This is a genomic window from Azospirillum ramasamyi, from assembly GCF_003233655.1.
GTDB classification, from domain to species: Bacteria; Pseudomonadota; Alphaproteobacteria; order Azospirillales; family Azospirillaceae; genus Azospirillum; species Azospirillum ramasamyi.
The window spans coordinates 158,691-178,882 of record NZ_CP029835.1 but is presented as its reverse complement, the minus strand read 5'-3'; the positions used below and the strand labels follow the sequence as shown (position 1 = coordinate 178,882).

Genomic DNA, 20,192 nt, shown 5'->3' with positions numbered 1-20,192 from the left:
CTACAGCGCCGTCGTGATGTGTCCGATCAGCGCAGAGGGCGGGATGGGCTTGGACAGGATGCGGATGCCGGGTTCGGCGCCCAAATCCTGCAGCACCGCCTTCTCGGCATAGCCGGTGACGATCAGGACCGGCAGATCGGGGCGGTGGCGGCGGGCGAGGCGGGTCAGATCGGCGCCGGTCATGCCGGGCATGGCGAAGTCGGTGACCAGGATGCCGATGCGGTCATCCTCCTCGAGCAGGGCCATGGCTTCCTCGCCGGTGGCGGCCTCCGTCACCGTCATTCCCGCCTCGGCCAGCACCGCGGCGTTCGCCATGCGGACCAGGGCGTCGTCCTCCACCAGCAGGACGCGGGCGGGTTCGGCCGGCAGGGGCGGCGGTTCGGCGGCGGAAACGCCTTCGGCTGGCGTTTGGGCCGGCGTTTCGGCAGGCGTTTCGGCCGGAGAATCGACCGGGGCATGGGGCAGGTACAGGGTGACGGCGGTGCCAAGCCCGAGATGGCTTTCCAGGCGCATGCCGCCGCCGGACTGGGCGGTCAGGCCATGCACCATGCTCAGCCCCAGCCCGCTGCCCTGCCCCACCGGCTTGGTGGTGAAGAAGGGTTCGCAGGCCCGCGCCAGCACGTCCGCCGGCATGCCGGCCCCGCTGTCGCGCACGGTCACGGCGACATAGCCGCCGGGCGCCAGGGCGGGTGAAATACCCTCCTCCGCCGCCTTGTCCTTCACCGACAGGCTGGTGACGGCGATGGTCAGGGTGCCGCCGTCCGGCATGGCGTCGCGGGCGTTGATGGCGAGGTTCAGCAGGGCGATGTCGAACTGGTGGGGATCGACCAGGGCGGGCGGCACGGCGGCGTCCCGGTCGATGCGGATGCGGATGGCGCCGCCCAGCGTGCGTTCCAGCAGCGTGGCCATCCCCTCCACCTGGGCGCCGAGATCGACCGGGGCTGGGGCCAGCCGCTGGCGGCGGGCGAAGGCCAGCAGATGCTGGGTCAGGGTGGCGCCGCGGTCGACCGCCTGGCTTGCGACCTCCAGCGCCCGCCGGGTCTCCGTCCTCCGGATCTCGCCGCCGGCCTCCAGCAGATGCAGGCCGGAGCGCACCGCCTGCAGCAGGTTGTTGAAGTCGTGGGCCACCCCGCCGGTCAGCTGGCCCAGCGCCTCCATCTTCTGCAGCTGGCGGACATGCTCCTCCGCCTCGTCGCGGGCCTCGACCGCCTGCCGGCGCTCGCTGAGCGCGCGGTTGGCGGTCTCGTAGGCGAGGAACTGGCGCGCCATCGCCCACAGCATCAGGGCGAGGGCCACCGTGCTGACCAGCCCGGCGGCGGCGATGACCATTGCCTGGCTTTCCCAACGGGCCAGAATTTCCCCCCGCGTCCGGCTGACGGCGACGACCAGCGGGTAGCTGCGCAGCTCCTGGAAGGACAGGATGCGGTCCTTGCCGTCGACCGAGCGCTCCAGGGTGGAGGTGCCGAACCCGACCTGGGCGAGCTGCCTCTCGATCTCGGGATCGGGGGTGATGGTCCCGATCTTGTCGGGCACCGCCGGGAACCGCGCCAGCAGCATGCCGTCGCGCCACCACAGGCTGAAGCCGCTGCCCGGCGCAACATGGAGGCTGCGGTAGAACTGCTCGAAATAGGACAGGCGGATGGCCGCGACGGCCAGCCCGACCAGCCCGCCGTTCGGGTCGTTGACGCGGCGGGCGATGTAGAGCGTCCATTCCTGGGTGACGAAGCTCTTCGTCGGCCGGCTGAGATAGGCGCGGCCCGGATCGGCGTCCTTGAGCGCGAGGTAATAGTCGCGCTGGGAGAGGTCGAGCGCCGGGGCCGGGAAATGGCGGGTGAAGTTGACCAGGGTGCCGTCGGCGGCGATCAGGCTCAGCGCCTCCATCTGGGGCAGGCTGGAGGCCTTGGCCTTCAGGATTTCATGCAGCTGCCGATCCGTCCGCAGCCGCTTGAAGGCCTCGGGGCTGCGCCGGTATTCGGCCGGGATCTGCTCGGCGACGCCCTCGACGGTCAGGTCGATGCCTTCGAGGCTGCGCGCCGTCTGCTCCGCCATCGAGGCGTTGAGCGTGCGCAGGCCCAGCATGGATTCGGCCACCGTCTCGTCATGCAGCCGGTCCAGGATCACCGCGGTGCCGCCGCACAGCGCCGCCAGCACGGCCAAGCCAAGCGCCCCGATGCGCTGAAGCGGACGGTTCGTCTTCAGAAGCCGCAGCATGATGCCCGCCTCAAGTCCACCGCCACCACCGTTCCCGCCCTCTGTCCAGGCCGTCTTGTCCCGGTCATGTCCCCGTTACCGTCGCCATGACGATCCGCTCCCCTCCGTGCCGCCCCCGTGCGGGATTCGGCGCCCGCCTGGCCGGAGGCGAGGAAGGGTTCGACACTGCACGGGCACGACTATAGACACCCCCATCGGCCGGGCAACCGGCTCCAGGTCATAGAGCCCGGCCTAATGCTGCGACGCTTTGCCCCGATGGCTCCCGCTGCCGCCTTCCGCCGCCGCCTTCCGCCCGTGTCTTCCTCTGCCGTCTTTCAGTGCCGGTCGTGCAGGCAGTGGGCGTGGTCGGCCAGCACCTCGATCACGTGGCATCTGCGCACCTCGCCCTGGTCGCAGCCCTCCACCATCCGCCGCACCTCGTCGCGCAGGGCCTCCAGCCGGGTGATCCTGGACTCGATCTCGGCCAGATGGGCGCGGGCCAGCAGGTCGGCCTCGCGGCAGGGCCGGGACGGATCGTCGGCCAGGGTCAGGAGCTGGCGGATCGCCTCGACCTCGAAGCCCAGCTCGCGGGCATGGCGGATGAAGCGCAGGCGGCCGACCGACGCCTCGTCGTAGGTGCGCCGGTTGCTGCCGGTGCGCGGCGCCTCCGGCAGCAGGCCGATGCTCTCGTAATAGCGGATGGTCGGGATCTTCACGCCGGCCCGCTTGGCGAGCGCGCCGATGGCCAGGACCGATTTGGGGGCCGAGGTGGGGGCCGGGTTGGGCATGGCGGTTCTTTTTCCCTCTTGATCCTCCAGTCGCTGGAGATTTTAGCCTCATGCGACGCTGCCGACAACGCACCAGGATCGAGGAGCTTCATCATGCATGGAATGAAGGACGGGGGCCGGGTCGGGGATGTGACCTTGCGCACCAGCCGCTACCGGGTTTCCGGCATGGATTGCGGATCCTGCGCCGCCAAGATCGAGACCGCCTTGCGCCGGGTGCCGGGCATCCGGGAGGTGCGGGTGTCGGTGCCGGGCGGAACGGTGACCATCGCCCACGAGGCGGCGCTGGGGAGCGACGCCGTGGTCCGGCCGCTGTCCGCCCTCGGCTATGGCGCCGCCCCCGCCGATCCGGCGGCGGAGGCCGCGGCGCCGGCCTGCGGCGGGGGCGGCTGCGGGCATGGCCACTCCGACGCCGCCCATGCCCATACTCATTCCCACTCCCATGCCGATCCGGCCGAGGGGCCCTGGTGGCGCGGGCGCAAGGCGGTGCTGACGCTGGCGGCCGGTGCCGCGCTCGCCGCCGCGACGCTTGTCGGCCTGCTGGTGCCGGAGACGGAGCGCTGGGCCTTCCCGCTGGCGCTGATGGTCGGGCTGGTCCCGGTGGCGCGGCGCGCCCTGGCGGCGGCGCGGGCCGGCACGCCCTTCTCGATCGAGACGCTGATGACGGTCGCGGGCGTCGGCGCGCTCGTCATCGGCGCGGTGGAGGAGGCGGCGACGGTCCTGGTCCTCTTCCTGGTCGGCGAATTGCTGGAAGGGGTGGCGGCCGGCCGGGCGCGGGCGGGCATCCGCGGCCTGACGGCGCTGGTTCCCGACACCGCCCTGCTGGTGCGGGACGGGGCCGCCCCGCAGGCGGTTCCCGCCGCCGGGCTGGCGGTCGGCTCCGTCATCCTGGTCCGCCCCGGCGACCGGGTGGCGGCCGACGGCATCGTGCTGTCCGGCAGCAGCGCCGTCGACGAATCCCCCGTCACCGGGGAGAGCGTGCCGAAGCCCAAGGGCGCGGGCGATCCGGTCTTCGCCGGCACCATCAACGCCGACGGCGCGCTGCGCGTCCGCGTCACCGCCGCGGCGCGCGACAACACCATCGCCCGCACCGTCCGGCTGGTGGAGGAGGCGCAGGAGAGCAAGGCCCCGACCGAGCGGCTGATCGACCGCTTCGCCCGCTTCTATACGCCGGGCATCGTCGCGGTGGCGGTGCTGGTCGCCGTGGTGCCGCCGCTGGTGTTTGGCGGCGGCTGGACCGAGTGGATCTACCGCGCCCTGGCGGTCCTGCTGATCGGCTGCCCCTGCGCGCTGGTGATCTCCACCCCGGCGGCCATCGCGGCCGGCCTGTCCAACGGCGCCCGGCGCGGCCTGCTGCTGAAGGGCGGCGCGGTGCTGGAGGCGCTCGGCCGCATCACCACCGTCGCCTTCGACAAGACCGGCACCCTGACGGAGGGCAAGCCCCGCGTCACCGACCTGATCCCTTTGCGCGGTGGCGGGGGCGGCGGGAGCGAGGCGGAGCTGCTGGCCGCCGCCGCGGCGCTGGAGGCCGGGTCGAGCCACCCGCTGGCCCGTGCCATCCTGGCCGCGGCGGCGGAGCGCGGCATCGCCCCGCCGGCGGCGGACGAGGTCGCCGCCCTGCCCGGCGCCGGGCTGCAGGGCCGGGTCGGGGGGCTTGCGGTGGCGTTGCTGTCGCCCAACGCCGCCGCCCCGTCCCTGAGCGCGGAACAGGCGGAGCGGGTCGCGGCCCTGGCGCAGGCGGGCAAGACGGTCTCGGTCCTGCTGGTGGACGGACAGGCCGCCGGGGTGATCGCGCTGCGCGACGAGCCGCGCGCCGACGCCCGCCAGGGCATCGAGGCGCTGGACCGCGCCGGCATCCGCTCGCTGATGGTCACCGGCGACACCGCCCAGATCGCCGGGGCGGTCGCCGGCCTGCTGGGGGTGGAGGCGCATGCCCAGCTGCTGCCGGAGGACAAGCTGCGCATCGTCCGCGACCTTCAGGCCGGCGGGCAGCGGGTGGCGAAGGTCGGCGACGGCATCAACGACGCCCCGGCGCTCGCCGCCGCCGATGTCGGCATCGCGATGGGCGGCGGCACCGACGTGGCGCTGGAGACGGCCGACGCCGCCATCCTGCACGGCCGGGTCGGCGACGTGGCGGCGATGGTGGCGTTGTCACGCCGCACCATGGCCAATATACGTCAGAACATCGCATTGGCCCTGGGGTTGAAGACGGTGTTCCTGGCAACCACCGTTCTTGGCGTCACCGGGCTCTGGCCCGCGATCCTGGCGGACACCGGCGCCACCGTGCTGGTCACCGCGAATGCCCTGAGGCTTTTGTCCGTCCGGTCGTGAACGGATGACGCAAGAAACTGATTTGATTTGGAGATTTCCGATGATGATGACGCGGCGGACGATGGTGTGGGGGACGGCTGCCGCCGTCCTGACGCTCGGCCTCGGAGCCGTGGCGCTGCCGGACATGGTCCGCGCCGCCCCCTCTCCCGCTCCCGCCGGGGCTGCGGCGGTGGAGGTCTGGAAGTCGGCGGGCTGCGAATGCTGCGACGGCTGGGTGCGGCACATGCGCGCGGCCGGATTCGACGTCACCGTCCATACCGTCGATGACATGACGCCGGTGCGGCGGGCCGCCGGGGTCCCGGAGGAGTTGGAATCCTGCCACACGGCGCGGGTCGGCGGCTATGTGGTGGAAGGCCATGTGCCGGCGGCCGACGTGAAGCGCCTGCTGACAGAACGGCCCATGGCCCGCGGGCTGTCGGCGCCCGGCATGCCGCAGGACGCCCCCGGCATGGACATGGGCACCGGCCAGCCCTATCAGGTCGTGCTGTTCGGCGGTGCCGGCGGGCCGCAGGTCTTCGCCCGCCATTGATGCCGACAGGGCCGGGAAGAGGCGGCGCTCACGCCGCCTCCGCCACCGGGTTGGCCGGCGCGGCCTTGCGCGAGCGGACAAGCAGGCCGTTGACCATGGCCTGCCCCGGCAACTCGACGAAGCGGTAGGTCAGGGCCGACAGGCCGATCACCGCCAGCAGATAGCCGACGCCGAACAGATCCATCACCCAGGCATTGCCGAAGGCGATCAGCCGGTCGGTCTCGCCGCCGATCTGGCGTTCGACGAACAGCGGCCGGCCGACGATCCCCTGCGCCACCATCGTGCCCTTCTGCAGCACGGCGATCACCAGGGCATGCACCATGTAGATCGAGTAGGACCAGGCGCCCAGCCGCTGGAAGGGGGATGTCGCCAGCAGGCGGGAGACCGGCCCGGCTTCGAAGGCGAACACCAGCACCACCAGTCCGAACAGCAGCGGCGCCGCCAGCGACAGGGCGTTGCTCCCCGCCGCCGAGACGAAGACGATCACCGCCAGCAGCGCAGCCGCCTCGGCCAGCCCGCCGGCATGGCGGGACAGCCGCCTGTCGCCGACCGCCTGATACAGCCGATAGACGATACAGCCGGTGAAGAAGCCGTAGAGGCAGCGGAAATAGCCGTAGTCGATGCTGGTGTCGATGTGGTTGGCCGAGAGCCCCATCACCACGCCGGCGCCGAGGGCGGCAAGCGCCACCATCGCCGCGATCAGCATCCGCGTCCGCCGCAAGGCCAGGAACAGGATGGCGAAGGTGATGTAGACGAAGAACTCCGCGCTGATCGACCAGCTCGGGATGTTCCAGGTCCATTGGTCCTCCACCCCCAGCGCATGGACCAGCGCCAGGTTGCTGACCAGGGCCGACGGGGCGAAGGCGCCGGTGAAGGCGGCATTTCCCGCCGCCGGTCCGGAAAATGCCTTCATGCTTTCCAGCGCCACGAAGGCCAGCAGCACCGCGGCATGCAACGGCCAGACCCGGCCGAAGCGGCGGACCAGGAAGGCCCTTGCCTCCGCCGACCCGCCGAGGCGGCCGGAATAGGCGTGGATGATGACGAAACCACTCAGAACAAAAAAGAAATCAACAAAAAGGTAACTGCCGCGCACGAAGCCGAAAAGGTGGAGATGATTGAGTGTGTGCAAATGATATAGGGCCACGCATAACGCGCAAAGACCGCGCCATCCGTCGAGTACCGGGAACCGCATAGGGAGCCTCCGGGTTTTCTGTTCAAAGGCGCTTCTTGGAAAATCTGCTTGCAGGGGATAGAAAAGCCTACGACTGATTGCGCATGACCGGAAGGACGCGGGAGGTTTATTCCAAAGGATCGCCGCGCCTATCTAAGACGTTCTATGTCGTTCCACCTCTCGTACAGGTGGTTCTCTGTCATGGCCCGACGGCAGATGCTCCATGGCCGCCGGGATAAATGGGCCGCCATGGTTCTGCCTTTGGCTTTCCCATCCCGCCCGCCGTGCTGCGGATGGGGGAAAAACAACCGGAATCAGTGATGTGCTCGTCGTCCGGCTGGCGGTGGCTGGCTCCCCGGCTTGAGGCGTGGCTGTGTCAGCGGATGGCCTCGACCTCAGCGCCGCTCCCGGAGCAGACTTCGGAGCGGGCGAGGATGCCGGCGACCAGGGCGTCGAGATTGCCGCCGCGGTAGAGCGTGCCCTCGATGCCCGCCCGCTGCGCCGCCTGGACGTCGGTCTCGCGGTCGCCGATCAGGAAGCTGCCCCGCGGCTCCACCGGCCACTCCGCCATCGCCCGCAGCAGCATCCCCGGCTCCGGCTTGCGGCAGCGGCAGTCGGTGCGGTAGGGCGGCTCGCCGTGATCGGGATGGTGCGGGCAGTGATAGAAGGCGTCGACATGGGCGCCGGCGGCGCGCAGTTCCTCCTGCATCCAGCGATGCAGCGTGCGCACATGCTCCTCGCCGTAGAGGCCGCGGGCGACCCCGCCCTGGTTGGTGACGACGAACACCAGGAAGCCGGCATCGTTCAGCCGCTTCACCGCCTCCCTGGCCCCCGGCATCCAGGTGATCTGGTCGGGGCGGTGCGCGAAGCCGATGTCCTCGTTCAGCACGCCGTCGCGGTCGAAGAAGGCGGCCCTGCGGCGGCCGTCGCCGGCAGCGGCGCTCCGGGCCGGGGCGATGTCGTCGGGCATGCGCAGCTCCTCGCAGAAAGCAGTCGGTCCGGTGGTCCGGCCGGGTCGAAAAGCCGCCTGCCCAAGCGTCTTGTCAACCAGTGTCTTGTCAGCCCGCATCTCGTCACAAAGCCAGTTCACCGCCTATCCACCGCCCGGACGATCATCAGAACAGCACAAGACAATATGCCATGATTTCATGAAAACATATCTGATCCATCATCGCCCCGTCAGTTCCGTCCTCCTTCGATCCGGCGCACGCAGCCCAGCAGCAGAACGTCCAGGTTCAAAGGCGCCAGGTCGACGTGGATGGTGTCGAAGCCGAGATCGCGCGCCCGGAGCATCAGGTCATGGTTCGATGCCACGATGGACAGCAGGACAGGGCGCGCCGTGCCCCGGATCGCCGCCAGCCGGTCGAGAGCCGGCGGCCAGGGCGTAACCGTCCCCCGGCGCTCCGTCTCCCCCAGCACGATCAGGTCGGGAACGATCCTTGGAGATGGAATGGTCGTGGGCGCCAGCAACTCCAGCCCTTCGCCCATGGTGCCGACCGCCACGGCCCGCCATTCCAGTGTCTCCAGGTAAAGCCGCAGCCCCTCGCGCAGCAGGGAGTTGCGGTCGGCGACCAGCGCCCAGCGCACCCGGCCTTCCGCGCGGGGGACCGGCCTTGCGGTGGGCGATGACGGCGTGCGGCCATCGGTCATGGCGACGATCATGGCGGTGGCTCCGGTTTCGGCGGCTCCTGTTTTGGGCGGCTCCTGTTTTCAGCGGGGACTCCCACATCAACGACTTTTGAGGAAAATCCCGGCGATCCGCATCCTTCACATGACGGAAGAACCTTCGTCCGATGGTAGTATGCAACCGATTGGCCTTGAGGGGCGGTGATTGAAAACGGGAAATTGTTCAACGAGGGTGGAGTTCTCCCATGGGTCAATTGGATGACCGGCTGATCGAGGACATCTACGACACGGTGACATTCCCCGAGCGCTGGGGAGGAGTCCTGGAGCGGCTCTGCGCGTCGGCCGACGCCACGCACGGCTTCCTGTTCACGGCGGCGCCCACCCAGGATGCCCGGACCATGGCGCTATGGGCGCGCCACAACATCTCCGATGCGCTGTTCGGCGATTACGCGACCCATTTCCGCCATCGCGACCTCTGGGCCAACGCGGCGGCGGCGCAGGGCCTGCTGGATTGCTGCGTGGTTCGCCGCGGCGAGGAGTTGGTGGCCGAGGCGGACCTCCACCGCTCGATGATCTTCAACGACATGCTGAAGCGGGAGGGGATGGGGCGGCTGTGCTCCGTCTCGCTGGCCGACGGCGGGGAGCTGACGCCGATGCAGCCGGTGCTGAGCCTGTTCCGCTCCGCCGACAGGCCGCCCTTCCCCGAGGAGACGGTGCGGCTCCTGCAGGACTGCGCCCCCCATCTTCAGCGCGCGATGCGGCTGCGCGTCCGGCTGTGGGCGCGCCGGGACGGCCGGGAGGAGGAGACCGCCTGGAGCGCCCGCATGATCGACGGCCTGCCGATGGGGGTCGTCCTGCTCGACGCCGCCGGGCGGACGGTCGCCGTGAACCGGGCCGGACAGGCGATGATCGACGCGCGCGACGGGCTGCGGATCGTGCAGGGCCGCCTGCAGGCGGAACAGGGGGGCGACGCCCGCCGGCTGGCGCATATGCTGGAGGCGTCGCTGTCGGGCGGTGGAAGAGCGGCCGGCCGGGCCGGAACCGCGCATTCACTCCTCGGCCTGCAGGGAGCCGACCTCCGGGTGTCGCGCCCCTCCGGCCGGGCGCCCTATCTGCTGACCGTCCTTCCGCTGTCGCACGAGGCGGCGGAGCCGTATGGCGGCGGCGAGCGGACCCGGGCCGCCGTCTACATCGTCGACCCGGCCGCCGTGGCGCCGGGGCTGCAGGCCCGGCTGGGCGCCCTGTTCGGCCTGACGCCGGTGGAAGCCCGGCTGGTCGCCGACCTGCTGGCCGACCTGACCCCGGCGGAAAGCGGCGGCCGCCGCGGCGTCGCGATCAGCACGGTGCGCAGCCAGCTGCGCAGCATCTTCACCAAGACCGGAACCACCCGCCAGAGCGAGCTGATGAACCTGGTCAACCGCTGCCTGATGCTGCCGGAGACCGGGACATGAACGGCGGGGGTGATACCGCCGAGCGTAAGTCCTGACTTATGCTCGGAGGTAAAGGCCGCGACTGCGGCCCCGCAGGCCCATGCCTGCGAAGGCAAGCGGCCGGACGGCCGCGCCCGCCGTCTGAGGGCGAGCGTAAAGTCTGATGTGTCAGACTTTACGCTCGATGATATGAGAGGCGCCCTATGGCAGGGCCGACACCAGCAGGAGGCCGAGATAGATGCCGATGAACAGGCCCAGCACGATGCCGTAATCGGCATCGGTCATCGGATTGGAATCGGGGTCGAATTGCCGCATGGGTACGCCTTTTGCGCCGTCTTTCCTGCCTGAATAGCAGTCGGCGGCGCGGCGGCGTTGGGACATCGGCGGGGCATGGGGGATTCAGAGGATCCAGGGGGGCCAGGGCATGAAGGACGGGCGGCATCCGGGGCCGGTCCCGGCGAACCGGCCCGCCGCTGCGGATCAGGTGGAGCTTTCCGCCTCGCCGGTGATGGCGGGCTTCGTCGGCATGTCCTCGGCAAGCGCGCGGTAGGCCAGTCCGCTCACCAGGCCGCCGACCAGCGGGGCGACCCAGAAGAGCCAGAGCTGCTGCAGCGCCCATCCGCCGACCACCAGCGCCGGGCCGGTGCTGCGTGCCGGGTTCACCGAGGTGTTGGTGACCGGGATGCTGATCAGGTGGATGAGGGTGAGCGCCAAGCCGATGGCCAGCGGCGCGAAGCCGGCCGGCGCCCGCCGGTCGGTGGAGCCGAGGATCACCAGCACGAAGAAGAAGGTCAGCAACGGCTCGATCACCATGGCCGAGGTGATGCTGTACTGGCCGGGCGAATGCGCACCATACCCGTTGGCCGCGAGGCCGTTGACGGCCAGGCTGTAGTCGGCCTTGCCGGTGGCGATGAAATAGAGGACCAGGGCCGCCGCGAAGCCTCCGACCACCTGGGCCAGCACATAGGGCAGGATGTCCTTGGCCGGAAACCGCCCCCCTGCCCACAGCCCGACCGTCACCGCCGGGTTCAGGTGGCAGCCGGAGATGTGGCCGATGGAATAGGCCATGGTCAGGACGGTGAGGCCGAAGGCGAAGGAGACGCCGAGCAGTCCGATCCCGACCTCCGGGAAGGCGGCGGCGAGCACGGCGCTGCCGCAGCCGCCGAAGACCAGCCAGAATGTCCCGAGAAATTCAGCGGAACTGCGCCGAACCATATTCATGTCGTCCCCTCACTGCTGTCAGGGTTCCCGAAGGCCGGCGGACGCCGGTAAGACGACGAGCATAAATCCGCCCCGACGGCAGGGAGTCCGCGCGTTCGGACAGGAGGTTATGGCAGAAGAACAGGAAAGGGGTGGAAAGACGGGGGCCGGCAGGCCGCCAGCCCCTGTCCGCCTCCATCTGCGACTTCCGCCCGCCGCATGAGGATCGCGCGGCGGCCACGCGAACTTCAGGGCCGCCGGTCGCTCCGTCGCCCGACGGACCGACGGACCGACGGCTCCGACAGGCTGACGAAATATATGGCGCGTATATTTTCGGGCATCGCCGCCCCCCATCGAATCTATACGCGGCTCCGGCGCACCCTTGCCGGGCTGGAGTTTTCCCCGCCCGCCTTCCTTGTCGATGACCGCGCGGGAGAGGTCCGGCCCCGTTCCGCTTGATCCAGCTTATCCCCCCGGCGCTGAGCCGGCGCGATGACCGGGGCCAAGGGGAAGGCAACCCCGGAGACCCGAACCATGCTCGACCTTCTGTTCCTGGCGCTCACCGTCGGCTTCTTCGCCGCGGCGGTGGCCTATGTCCACGCCTGCGACCGGCTGTGAGGAGGCGGCGATGATCCTCGATTACGCGTTGGCCGGCCTCGTGACCGTCGGGCTGCTGGCCTATCTGGTCTATGCCCTGGTCCGGCCCGAACGGTTCTGAGGAGTCCCATCCCATGACCGTCAACGGCTGGATCCAGATCCTGGTCTTCATCGCCCTGGTCGTCGCGGTGACGCGGCCCCTGGGCGGCTTCATGACGCGCGTCTTCACCGGCGAGCGCACGCTGCTCTCCCCCATCGTCGGACCCGTCGAACGCGGTCTCTACAGGCTGGCCGGCGTGGACGAGCGCACCGAACAGCATTGGGTGAGCTACGCCGTGTCGATGCTGCTGTTCAGCGCCGCCGGCATGCTGCTGCTCTACGCCCTGCAGCGGCTCCAGGCCGTTCTGCCGCTGAACCCGCAGGGCATGGCGGCGGTGCCGGCCGACCTCGCCTTCAACACGGCGGCCAGCTTCACCACCAACACCAACTGGCAGAATTACGGCGGCGAGACCACCATGGGCCATCTGGTCCAGATGGCCGGGCTGACCTTCCACAATTACGTCTCGGCCGCCGCCGGCATCGCGCTCGCCGTCGCGCTGGTCCGCGGCTTCGCCCGCGCGTCGGCCCGCACCATCGGCAATTTCTGGGTCGACCTGACCCGCGCCACGCTCTACGTCCTGCTGCCGATCTGCCTCGTCTATGCGCTGTTCCTGGTGTGGCAGGGCGTGCCGCAGACGCTGGCCGGCGCGGTGGACGCCGCCACGCTGGAGGGCGCCGGTCAGACCATCGCGCTCGGCCCCGTCGCCTCGCAGGAGGCGATCAAGATGCTGGGCACCAACGGCGGCGGCTTCTTCAACGCCAACTCCGCCCATCCCTTCGAGAACCCCAACGCCCTGACCAACCTCGTCCAGATGCTGTCGATCTTCGCGATCGGCGCCGGGCTGACCAACCTGTTCGGCCGCATGGTCGGCGACGAGCGGCAGGGCTGGGCGATCCTGGCCGCCATGGGCCTGCTCTTCGCCGTCGGCGTCTCCGTCGCCTATTGGGCGGAGGCCCAGGGCAACCCCGCCTTCGCCGCCTTCGGCATCGACGGCATCGCCGGCAACATGGAGGGCAAGGAGGCCCGCTTCGGCATCGCCGCGTCCGCCCTGTTCGCCACCGTCACCACCGCCGCCTCCTGCGGCGCGGTGAACGCCATGCATGACAGCTTCATGCCCTTGGGCGGCATGGTGCCGATGATCAACATGATGCTGGGCGAGATCATCGTCGGCGGCGTCGGCGCCGGCCTCTACGGCATGCTGCTGTTCGCCATCGTCGCGCTGTTCGTCGCCGGGCTGATGGTCGGCCGCACGCCGGAGTATCTCGGCAAGAAGCTGGAGGCGAAGGAGGTCAAGATGACCATGCTCGCCATCCTCTGCCTGCCGCTGATGATGCTGGGCCTCACCGCCGCCGCCGTGGTGCTCGACACCGGCACCGCGTCGATGGCGAACCCCGGCCCGCACGGCTTCTCCGAGGCGCTCTACGCCTATGTCTCCGGTGCCGCCAACAACGGCAGCGCCTTCGGCGGGCTCGCCGGCAACACGCCCTGGTACAACGTCACCATCGCCATCGCCATGCTGGTCGGCCGTTTCCTGGTCATCGTGCCGATGGTGGCGATCGCCGGCTCGCTGGCATCCAAGACGCGGGCAACGGCATCGGCCGGCACCTTCCCCACCCATGACGGGCTGTTCGTCGGGCTGCTGGTCGGCGTCATCCTGATCGTCGGCGGCCTCACCTTCTTCCCGGCTCTCGCCCTCGGCCCGGTGGTAGAGCATCTGGCGCTGAACGCCGGCACCCTCTTCTGATCGGGGACGCTCCCATGAACGTCAAAAGCAAACGGTCCGGCCGGGGCGCACCGGCCAGATCGGCGGCCAGCACCCTGCTCGATCCCGCCATCCTGCTGCCGGCCATCGGCGGTTCGTTCGCCAAGCTCGACCCGCGCCAGATGATCCGCAACCCGGTGATGTTCTGCGTCGAGGTGGTGGCGGCGCTGACCACGCTGCTGGTCCTGCGCGACGCGCTGACCGGCGCCGGGGTGAGCGGCTTCGCCGTCCAGATCGTCGTCTGGCTGTGGTTCACCCTGCTCTTCGCCAACTTCGCCGAGGCGGTGGCGGAAGGCCGCGGCAAGGCCCAGGCCGCCAGCCTGCGCAAGACCCGCGCCGAGACCACCGCCAGGAAGCTGGAGAACGGCGCCGTCCGCATGGTGCCCGCCACCGCTCTCAAGCCCGGCGACCTCGTGCTGGTCGAGGCCGGCGAGATCATCCCGTCCGACGGCGAGGTGATCGAGGGCGTGGCGTCGGTCAACGAAGCCGCCATCACCGGCGAATCCGCCCCCGTCATCCGCGAGAGCGGCGGCGACCGCTCCGCCGTCACCGGCGGCACCCAGGTGCTCTCCGACCACATCAAGCTGCGCATCACCGCCGCCCCCGGCTCGACCTTCCTCGACCGCATGATCTCGCTGGTGGAGGGCGCCCAGCGCCAGAAGACGCCGAACGAGATCGCGCTGAACATCCTGCTGGCCGGGCTGACCATCGTCTTCGTCATCGTGGTGGCGTCCATCCCCAGCTTCGCCGCCTATGCCGGCGGCTCGGTCGGCGTGCTGGTCCTGGCGGCGCTGTTCGTCACCCTGATTCCGACAACCATCGGCGCGCTGCTGTCGGCCATCGGCATCGCCGGCATGGACCGTCTGGTCCGCTTCAACGTGCTCGCCATGTCCGGCCGCGCGGTGGAGGCGGCGGGCGACGTCGACACGCTGCTGCTCGACAAGACCGGCACCATCACGCTGGGCAACCGGCAGGCCGCCGAGTTCCTGCCGGTCGCCGGCGTCGGCGAGGAGGATCTGGCCGACGCCGCGCAGCTCGCCTCGCTGGCCGACGAGACGCCGGAAGGCCGCTCCATCGTCGTGCTGGCCAAGCAGAAATACGGCATCCGCGCCCGCGCGATGGAGGAGATGCACGCCCATTTCGTCCCCTTCACCGCCCAGACCCGCATCAGCGGAATCGATACCGAGGACACGGTGATCCGCAAAGGCGCGGTGGATGCGGTGCTGGCCTACGTCACCGGGACGCAGCGCGTCTCGGCGGCCGGCGGGCGCGGCGCCATCCCCCTCGGGACCGCCCTGCATCCGGCGGTCGGCCCGGTGGAGCGCGAGATCCTCGCCATCGCCGATCGGGTGTCCAAGGCCGGCGGCACGCCGCTGGCGGTGGCGCGCGACGGCCGGCTGCTGGGCATCATCCACCTGAAGGACATCGTCAAGGGCGGCATCCGCGAGCGCTTCGCCGCCCTGCGCCAGATGGGCATCCGCACGGTGATGATCACCGGCGACAACCCGATGACCGCCGCCGCCATCGCCGCCGAGGCCGGGGTGGACGATTTCCTCGCCCAGGCGACGCCGGAAGCCAAGCTGCAGCTGATCCGCGACGAGCAGGCGAAGGGCAAGCTGGTCGCCATGTGCGGCGACGGCACCAACGACGCCCCGGCGCTCGCCCAGGCCGATGTCGGCGTGGCGATGAACACCGGCACGGTGGCGGCGCGCGAGGCCGGCAACATGGTCGACCTCGACAGCGACCCGACCAAGCTGATCGAGATCGTGGAGATCGGCAAGCAGCTGCTGATGACCCGCGGCGCGCTCACCACCTTCTCCATCGCCAACGACGTGGCGAAGTATTTCGCCATCATCCCCGCCATGTTCCTCGCCTTCTACCCGCAGCTCCAGGCGCTGAACGTGATGGGCCTGCACAGCCCGGAAAGCGCCATCCTGTCCGCGATCGTCTTCAACGCGCTGATCATCGTGGCGCTGATCCCGCTGGCCCTGCGCGGCGTGCGCTACCGCGCGGTCTGGGCGGCTTCCCTGCTCCGCCGCAACCTGCTGATCTACGGGCTGGGCGGGCTGCTGGTGCCCTTCGCCGGCATCAAGGCCATCGACCTGGCCGTCACCGCCCTCGGGCTCGTGTGAGAGGACTCCGACCATGCTGAAGGAACTGCGCCCCGCCCTGGTGATGACCGTCGCCCTGGCGGCCGTCACCGGCCTCGCCTATCCGCTGGCCGTCACCGGCATCGCGCAAAGCCTCTTCCCGCATCAGGCCAACGGCAGCCTGATCGAGCGGAACGGCACGGTGATCGGCTCCGAACTGATCGGCCAGGCCTTCGCCGCCGACCGCTATTTCCACCCGCGCCCGTCGGCGACCGCCGAGACACCCTACAACGCCGCAAGCTCCGGCGGCTCCAACCTCGGCCCGACCAACAAGGCCCTGGTCGAGCGGGTGCAGGCCGAGGCCGGGAGGCTGAAGGCGGAAAACCCCGGCACCCCGGTGCCGGTGGAACTGGTGACCGCCTCGGGCAGCGGCCTCGACCCCGACCTGTCGCCGGCCGCCGCCGACTTCCAGGTGCCGCGCGTCGCCAAGGCGCGCGGCCTGCCGGAGGAGGCCGTGCGCAAGCTGGTCGCCGACAACACCGCGCCCCGCCCGCTCGGCTTCCTCGGCGAGCCGACCGTCAATGTCCTGGCGCTGAACCTCGCTCTGGACCAGGCGGCCGGCAAGGCGGCGGCGGGCCGGTAGGAGGGTGGATGACCGCATGCGCGACACCGGTCCCCATATCCTGGTGGTCGGCGGCGGCCGTGACGGCGGCCCCGGCCGCTCATGCGGCCGAAGCCCGACCGGCGAATGAGGTCGTATCAATCTAAAGCGAATGCGAATTCGCTTTAGACTATCGGCTGGAGACTATCGGCTGGAAATGCCGATCCAGGATGCGGAAGCCGGGAACCGGAGGGGAGCGATGCCATGACCGACGAACACGGCGACCGCACCGGACGGCCATCTCCCGACGCGCTGCTGCGCCAGGCGGTGAAGGACGGGCAGGGCCGGCTCAAGATCTTTCTTGGCGCGGCCCCCGGCGTCGGCAAGACCTTCGAGATGCTGGAAACCGCCCAGGCCAAGCGCCGCGACGGCGTCGACATCGTCATCGGGGTGGTGGAAACCCATGGCCGGCGTGAGACCGAGGCGCTGGTCGCCGGGTTGGAGGCCGTTCCGCGCCGCACGGTCGAGCATAAGGGCCATGTCCTGACCGAAATGGACCTGGACGGCATTCTCGCCCGCCGGCCGAAGATCGTGCTTGTCGACGAACTGGCCCACACCAACGCCCCCGGCGGGCGCCACCCCAAGCGCTATCTCGACGTCGACGAACTGCTGGCGGCCGGCATCGACGTCTACACCACCCTGAACATCCAGCATGTCGAGAGCCTGAACGACGTCGTCGCCAAGATCACCCGTGTCCGGGTCCGCGAGACGGTGCCGGACTCGATCCTCGACCGGGCCGACGACATCGAGGTCGTCGACATCGCGCCCGACGACCTGATCCAGCGCCTTCAGCAGGGAAAGGTCTATGTCCCGCGCACGGCCGAGCGGGCGATCCGGCATTATTTCTCTCCCGGAAACCTGACGGCCCTGCGCGAGCTGGCGCTGCGGCGCACCGCCGACCGTGTCGACGAGCAGCTGCTGACGCACATGCAGGCGCATGCGATTTCCGGGCCCTGGGCGGCCGGCGAGCGCCTGCTGGTCTGCATCAATGAAGACGCCGGCGGCGGCGCCCTGGTGCGCTATGCCCGCCGCCAGGCCGAACGGCTGCGCGCCCGCTGGGGCGCCATCCATGTCGAAACGAGCCGGGCGCTGCGCCTGAGCGAGGCCGAGCGGGACCGCGTCGCCGACACGCTGCGCCTGGTCGAGCGGCTGGGCGGCGAGGCGGTCACCGTGCCCGGCAGCGATGTCGCCGACACCGTCGTCGGCTATGCACGGGCCAACAACGTCACCCACATCGTGATCGCCAAATCCACGCGTCCGCGCTGGTCCGAACTGCTGCACGGCTCCGTGGCGCACAGTCTGATCCGTCGAGCCGGTGACATCAGCGTGCATGTCATCGCCGCCGGTTCCGGCGCCCCGCTTCCCGCCAAGACGGTCAGGACGGAAGAATCCCGGCAGCGGGCCTTTTCCTGGTGGCCCTATGTCGCGAGCACGGGCTATGTCGTGGCGGCGCTGGGCGCCGGCCATGTGCTGCATCGGGTGCTGGCCCTCAACAACATGGCGCTGGTCTTCCTGACCGCCGTGCTGGCGAGCGCCGTCACCGGCGGGCTGGCGCCGTCGCTCTATGCCAGCGTCATCAGCGTTCTGGCCTTCAACTACTTCTTCCTGCCGCCGCTCTACACCTTCACCATTTCCGATCCCGAGAACATCGTAGCCCTGCTGATCTTCGCCGTCGTCTCGGTGATCGCCAGCAACCTGACCGCCCGTGTCCGCGCCCAGGCGGTGACCGCGCGGCTGCGCGCCAAGACGACGGAGGATCTCTACCGGTTCAGCCGGAAGCTGGCCGGCGTGGTGACCATGGACGATCTGCTGTGGGCCACCGCCTATCAGATCGCCGCCATGCTGAAGGTCCATGTCGTGCTGCTGCTGCCCGAGAGCGGCCATGGGGGCGGCCCCGGCGAAGGCGGTGTTGCGGTCCGGGCCGGATATCCGCCGGAGGACGTCATCGGGGATGCCGATCTGGCGGCGGCGGTCTGGGCCTGGGAAAACAACCGGCCGACCGGCAAGGGCTCCGACACGCTGCCCGGCGCCAAGTGGCTGTTCCTGCCGATGCGCACCGGGCGGGGCGCCGTCGGTGTGGTCGGCATCGATACCGGCGGCGGCAAGGGGCGGACGAACGGCTTCCTGACCCCCGACCAGCGGCGGCTTCTCGACGCCCTGATCGATCAGGCGGCCCTGGCGATCGAGCGGGTGACGCTGGCGGAGGATGTCGACCGGAGCAGGCTGGCCGCTGAAACCGAGCGCCTGCGCTCGGCCCTGCTCACGTCGATCTCGCACGACCTGCGCACGCCGCTGGCGTCCATCCTCGGCTCGGCGACCAGCCTCGTCAGCTATGGCCCGATGATGGGCGAGGACGGCCGGCGCGACCTGGCCGCGACGATCCAGGAGGAGGCGGAACGCCTCAACCGCTTCATCGCCAACCTGCTGGATATGACGCGGCTGGAGTCGGGGGCCATCCGGCCGCGCACCGGTGCGGTCGACCTGTCCGAGGTGGTCGGCAGCGCGTTGGAGCGGGTGTCGCGCATCCTCGCCGGCCATCGGGTGGAGGTCGACCTTCCCGCCGACTTGCCGATGGTGGACATCGACGCGGTGCTGATCGAGCAGGCGCTGTTCAATCTGTTGGACAATGCCGGCAAGTATGCGCCGGCCGGGTCGAGGATCACGGTGCGGGGGCGGCGGGACGGCGGGCTGGTCCGCATCGAGGTGCTGGATGAGGGCGGCGGCATTCCGCCGGAGGATGTGGAGCGGATCTTCGACAAGTTCTATCGTGTCCACGCCCAGGACCGGCAGCGCGCCGGCACCGGTCTGGGACTGGCGATCTGCCGGGGCTTCGTCGAGGCGATGGGGGGAACGGTCACCGCCGGCAACCGCCACGACCGGAGCGGCGCCGTCTTCACCCTGACCCTCCCGAAGGCCGCCGATATGCCCGGATATGAAGAGGAAGCCGCCGCATGAAATCGGACTCCATCCCCTTGCGCGTGCTCGTCGTCGACGACGAACCGCCCATCCGGCGCTTTCTGCGCACCAGCCTGTCTGCCCAGGGATACGACATCATCGAGGCGGAGGACGGAAGCAAGGCCATCGAGGACGTGCGCCGGCGGTCCCCCGATCTCCTGGTCCTCGATCTCGGCTTGCCGGGCATCGATGGGCTGGAGGTCATCCGGCGCCTGCGCGGGAGCGGCGTGACCCTGCCGATCATCGTGCTGTCCAGCCGGGTGGACGAGGCCGGCAAGGTCGAGGCGCTCGATCTCGGGGCGGACGACTATGTGACCAAGCCTTTCGGGGTCGAGGAACTGCTGGCCCGCATCCGCACCGCGATGCGTCACAAGCTGCAGCAGCAGGGGGAACGGCCGCTGTTCCGCAGCGGCGACCTGACGGTCGATCTGGTCCGCCGCATCGTCACCGTGAAAGGGGAGGATGTGAAGCTGTCGCCGCGCGAATACGACCTGCTGCGGCTTCTGGTGGCGCATGCCGGCAAGGTGCTGACCCACCGCTTCATCCTCAAGGAGGTGTGGGGTGGTGAAACCGACATCCAGTATCTGCGGATATACATCCGGCAACTGCGGCAGAAGATCGAACCCGATCCGGAACGGCCCCATCACATCCTGACCGAGACGGGGGTCGGCTACCGGCTGCGCACGCCGGACTGACACCGGCCTGCCTGTTGCTGGTTCCGGCGCATGCCGAAGGTGAGCATCTGCGAGCCTTGGCCTGCATATC

General features: G+C 69.9%; 16 protein-coding genes. 10 read left to right on the top strand and 6 right to left on the bottom strand.

Going from position 1 to position 20,192, the window contains the following annotated elements; genetic code table 11:
• Both DM194_RS27175 and DM194_RS27170 read right to left on the bottom strand, forming a co-directional pair.
• Positions 1–2,211 (bottom strand): hybrid sensor histidine kinase/response regulator, encoded by a 2,211-nt coding sequence (locus DM194_RS27175; RefSeq protein WP_111070754.1) that lies wholly within the window; start codon positions 2,209–2,211, stop codon positions 1–3.
• Between the two features lie 314 nt (positions 2,212–2,525).
• Entirely contained in the window at positions 2,526–2,978 is a 453-nt protein-coding gene (locus DM194_RS27170; protein WP_111070753.1) for a MerR family transcriptional regulator, read from the bottom strand.
• Positions 2,979–3,080: 102 nt separating this feature from the next.
• Between DM194_RS27170 and DM194_RS27165 the strand changes: the two genes are divergently transcribed.
• Positions 3,081–5,306, top strand: coding sequence for a heavy metal translocating P-type ATPase (locus tag DM194_RS27165; protein WP_111070832.1), 2,226 nt, complete (start codon positions 3,081–3,083; stop codon positions 5,304–5,306).
• Between the two features lie 40 nt (positions 5,307–5,346).
• Positions 5,347–5,835, top strand: coding sequence for a DUF411 domain-containing protein (locus tag DM194_RS27160; protein WP_111070752.1), 489 nt, complete (start codon positions 5,347–5,349; stop codon positions 5,833–5,835).
• Positions 5,836–5,863: 28 nt separating this feature from the next.
• On the opposite strand, the gene DM194_RS27155 is transcribed toward DM194_RS27160, so the two are convergent.
• The 3 genes from DM194_RS27155 to DM194_RS27145 form a co-directional block, all read right to left on the bottom strand.
• Positions 5,864–7,027: an acyltransferase family protein gene (locus DM194_RS27155; protein WP_111070751.1), complete on the bottom strand. Its 1,164-nt coding sequence runs from the start codon at positions 7,025–7,027 to the stop codon at positions 5,864–5,866.
• Positions 7,028–7,382: 355 nt separating this feature from the next.
• Positions 7,383–7,976: a D-glycero-alpha-D-manno-heptose-1,7-bisphosphate 7-phosphatase gene (locus tag DM194_RS27150; RefSeq protein ID WP_342792462.1), complete on the bottom strand. Its 594-nt coding sequence runs from the start codon at positions 7,974–7,976 to the stop codon at positions 7,383–7,385.
• 209 nt (positions 7,977–8,185) lie between these two features.
• Positions 8,186–8,668, bottom strand: a complete 483-nt coding sequence (locus DM194_RS27145) for a hypothetical protein (RefSeq protein WP_111070749.1) — start codon at positions 8,666–8,668, stop codon at positions 8,186–8,188.
• A gap of 209 nt (positions 8,669–8,877) precedes the next feature.
• On the opposite strand from DM194_RS27145, the gene DM194_RS27140 reads away from it, so the two are divergent.
• Positions 8,878–10,083: a helix-turn-helix transcriptional regulator gene (locus DM194_RS27140; RefSeq protein ID WP_111070748.1), complete on the top strand. Its 1,206-nt coding sequence runs from the start codon at positions 8,878–8,880 to the stop codon at positions 10,081–10,083.
• Positions 10,084–10,542: 459 nt separating this feature from the next.
• Here the strand turns inward: DM194_RS27140 and aqpZ are convergent, their stop codons facing one another.
• Entirely contained in the window at positions 10,543–11,283 is a 741-nt protein-coding gene (gene aqpZ / locus DM194_RS27135; protein ID WP_111070747.1) for an aquaporin Z, read from the bottom strand.
• Positions 11,284–11,754: 471 nt separating this feature from the next.
• Here aqpZ and DM194_RS29025 point away from each other — a divergent pair, with 471 nt between their 5' ends.
• From DM194_RS29025 to DM194_RS27105, 7 genes are all read left to right on the top strand, one after another.
• Positions 11,755–11,880: a hypothetical protein gene (locus DM194_RS29025; RefSeq protein WP_281280356.1), complete on the top strand. Its 126-nt coding sequence runs from the start codon at positions 11,755–11,757 to the stop codon at positions 11,878–11,880.
• 10 nt (positions 11,881–11,890) lie between these two features.
• Complete coding sequence (locus DM194_RS27130; RefSeq protein ID WP_111070746.1) at positions 11,891–11,980, top strand: K(+)-transporting ATPase subunit F; 90 nt, start codon at positions 11,891–11,893, stop codon at positions 11,978–11,980.
• Positions 11,981–11,993: 13 nt separating this feature from the next.
• On the top strand, positions 11,994–13,703 hold the full coding sequence (gene kdpA, locus DM194_RS27125; RefSeq protein ID WP_111070745.1) for a potassium-transporting ATPase subunit KdpA: 1,710 nt from the start codon (positions 11,994–11,996) through the stop codon (positions 13,701–13,703).
• 14 nt (positions 13,704–13,717) lie between these two features.
• Positions 13,718–15,853, top strand: a complete 2,136-nt coding sequence (gene kdpB / locus DM194_RS27120; RefSeq protein ID WP_111070744.1) for a potassium-transporting ATPase subunit KdpB — start codon at positions 13,718–13,720, stop codon at positions 15,851–15,853.
• A gap of 13 nt (positions 15,854–15,866) precedes the next feature.
• Positions 15,867–16,454: a potassium-transporting ATPase subunit KdpC gene (gene kdpC, locus DM194_RS27115; protein WP_111070743.1), complete on the top strand. Its 588-nt coding sequence runs from the start codon at positions 15,867–15,869 to the stop codon at positions 16,452–16,454.
• Positions 16,455–16,676: 222 nt separating this feature from the next.
• Positions 16,677–19,427 carry a sensor histidine kinase gene (locus tag DM194_RS27110; RefSeq protein ID WP_111070742.1) on the top strand — a complete coding sequence of 917 codons (2,751 nt, stop codon included), beginning with the start codon at positions 16,677–16,679 and terminating at the stop codon, positions 19,425–19,427.
• Entirely contained in the window at positions 19,424–20,122 is a 699-nt protein-coding gene (locus tag DM194_RS27105) for a response regulator (RefSeq protein ID WP_111070741.1), read from the top strand. Before DM194_RS27110 ends, DM194_RS27105 begins: the two co-directional genes overlap by 4 nt.
• Positions 20,123–20,192: the final 70 nt, after the last annotated feature.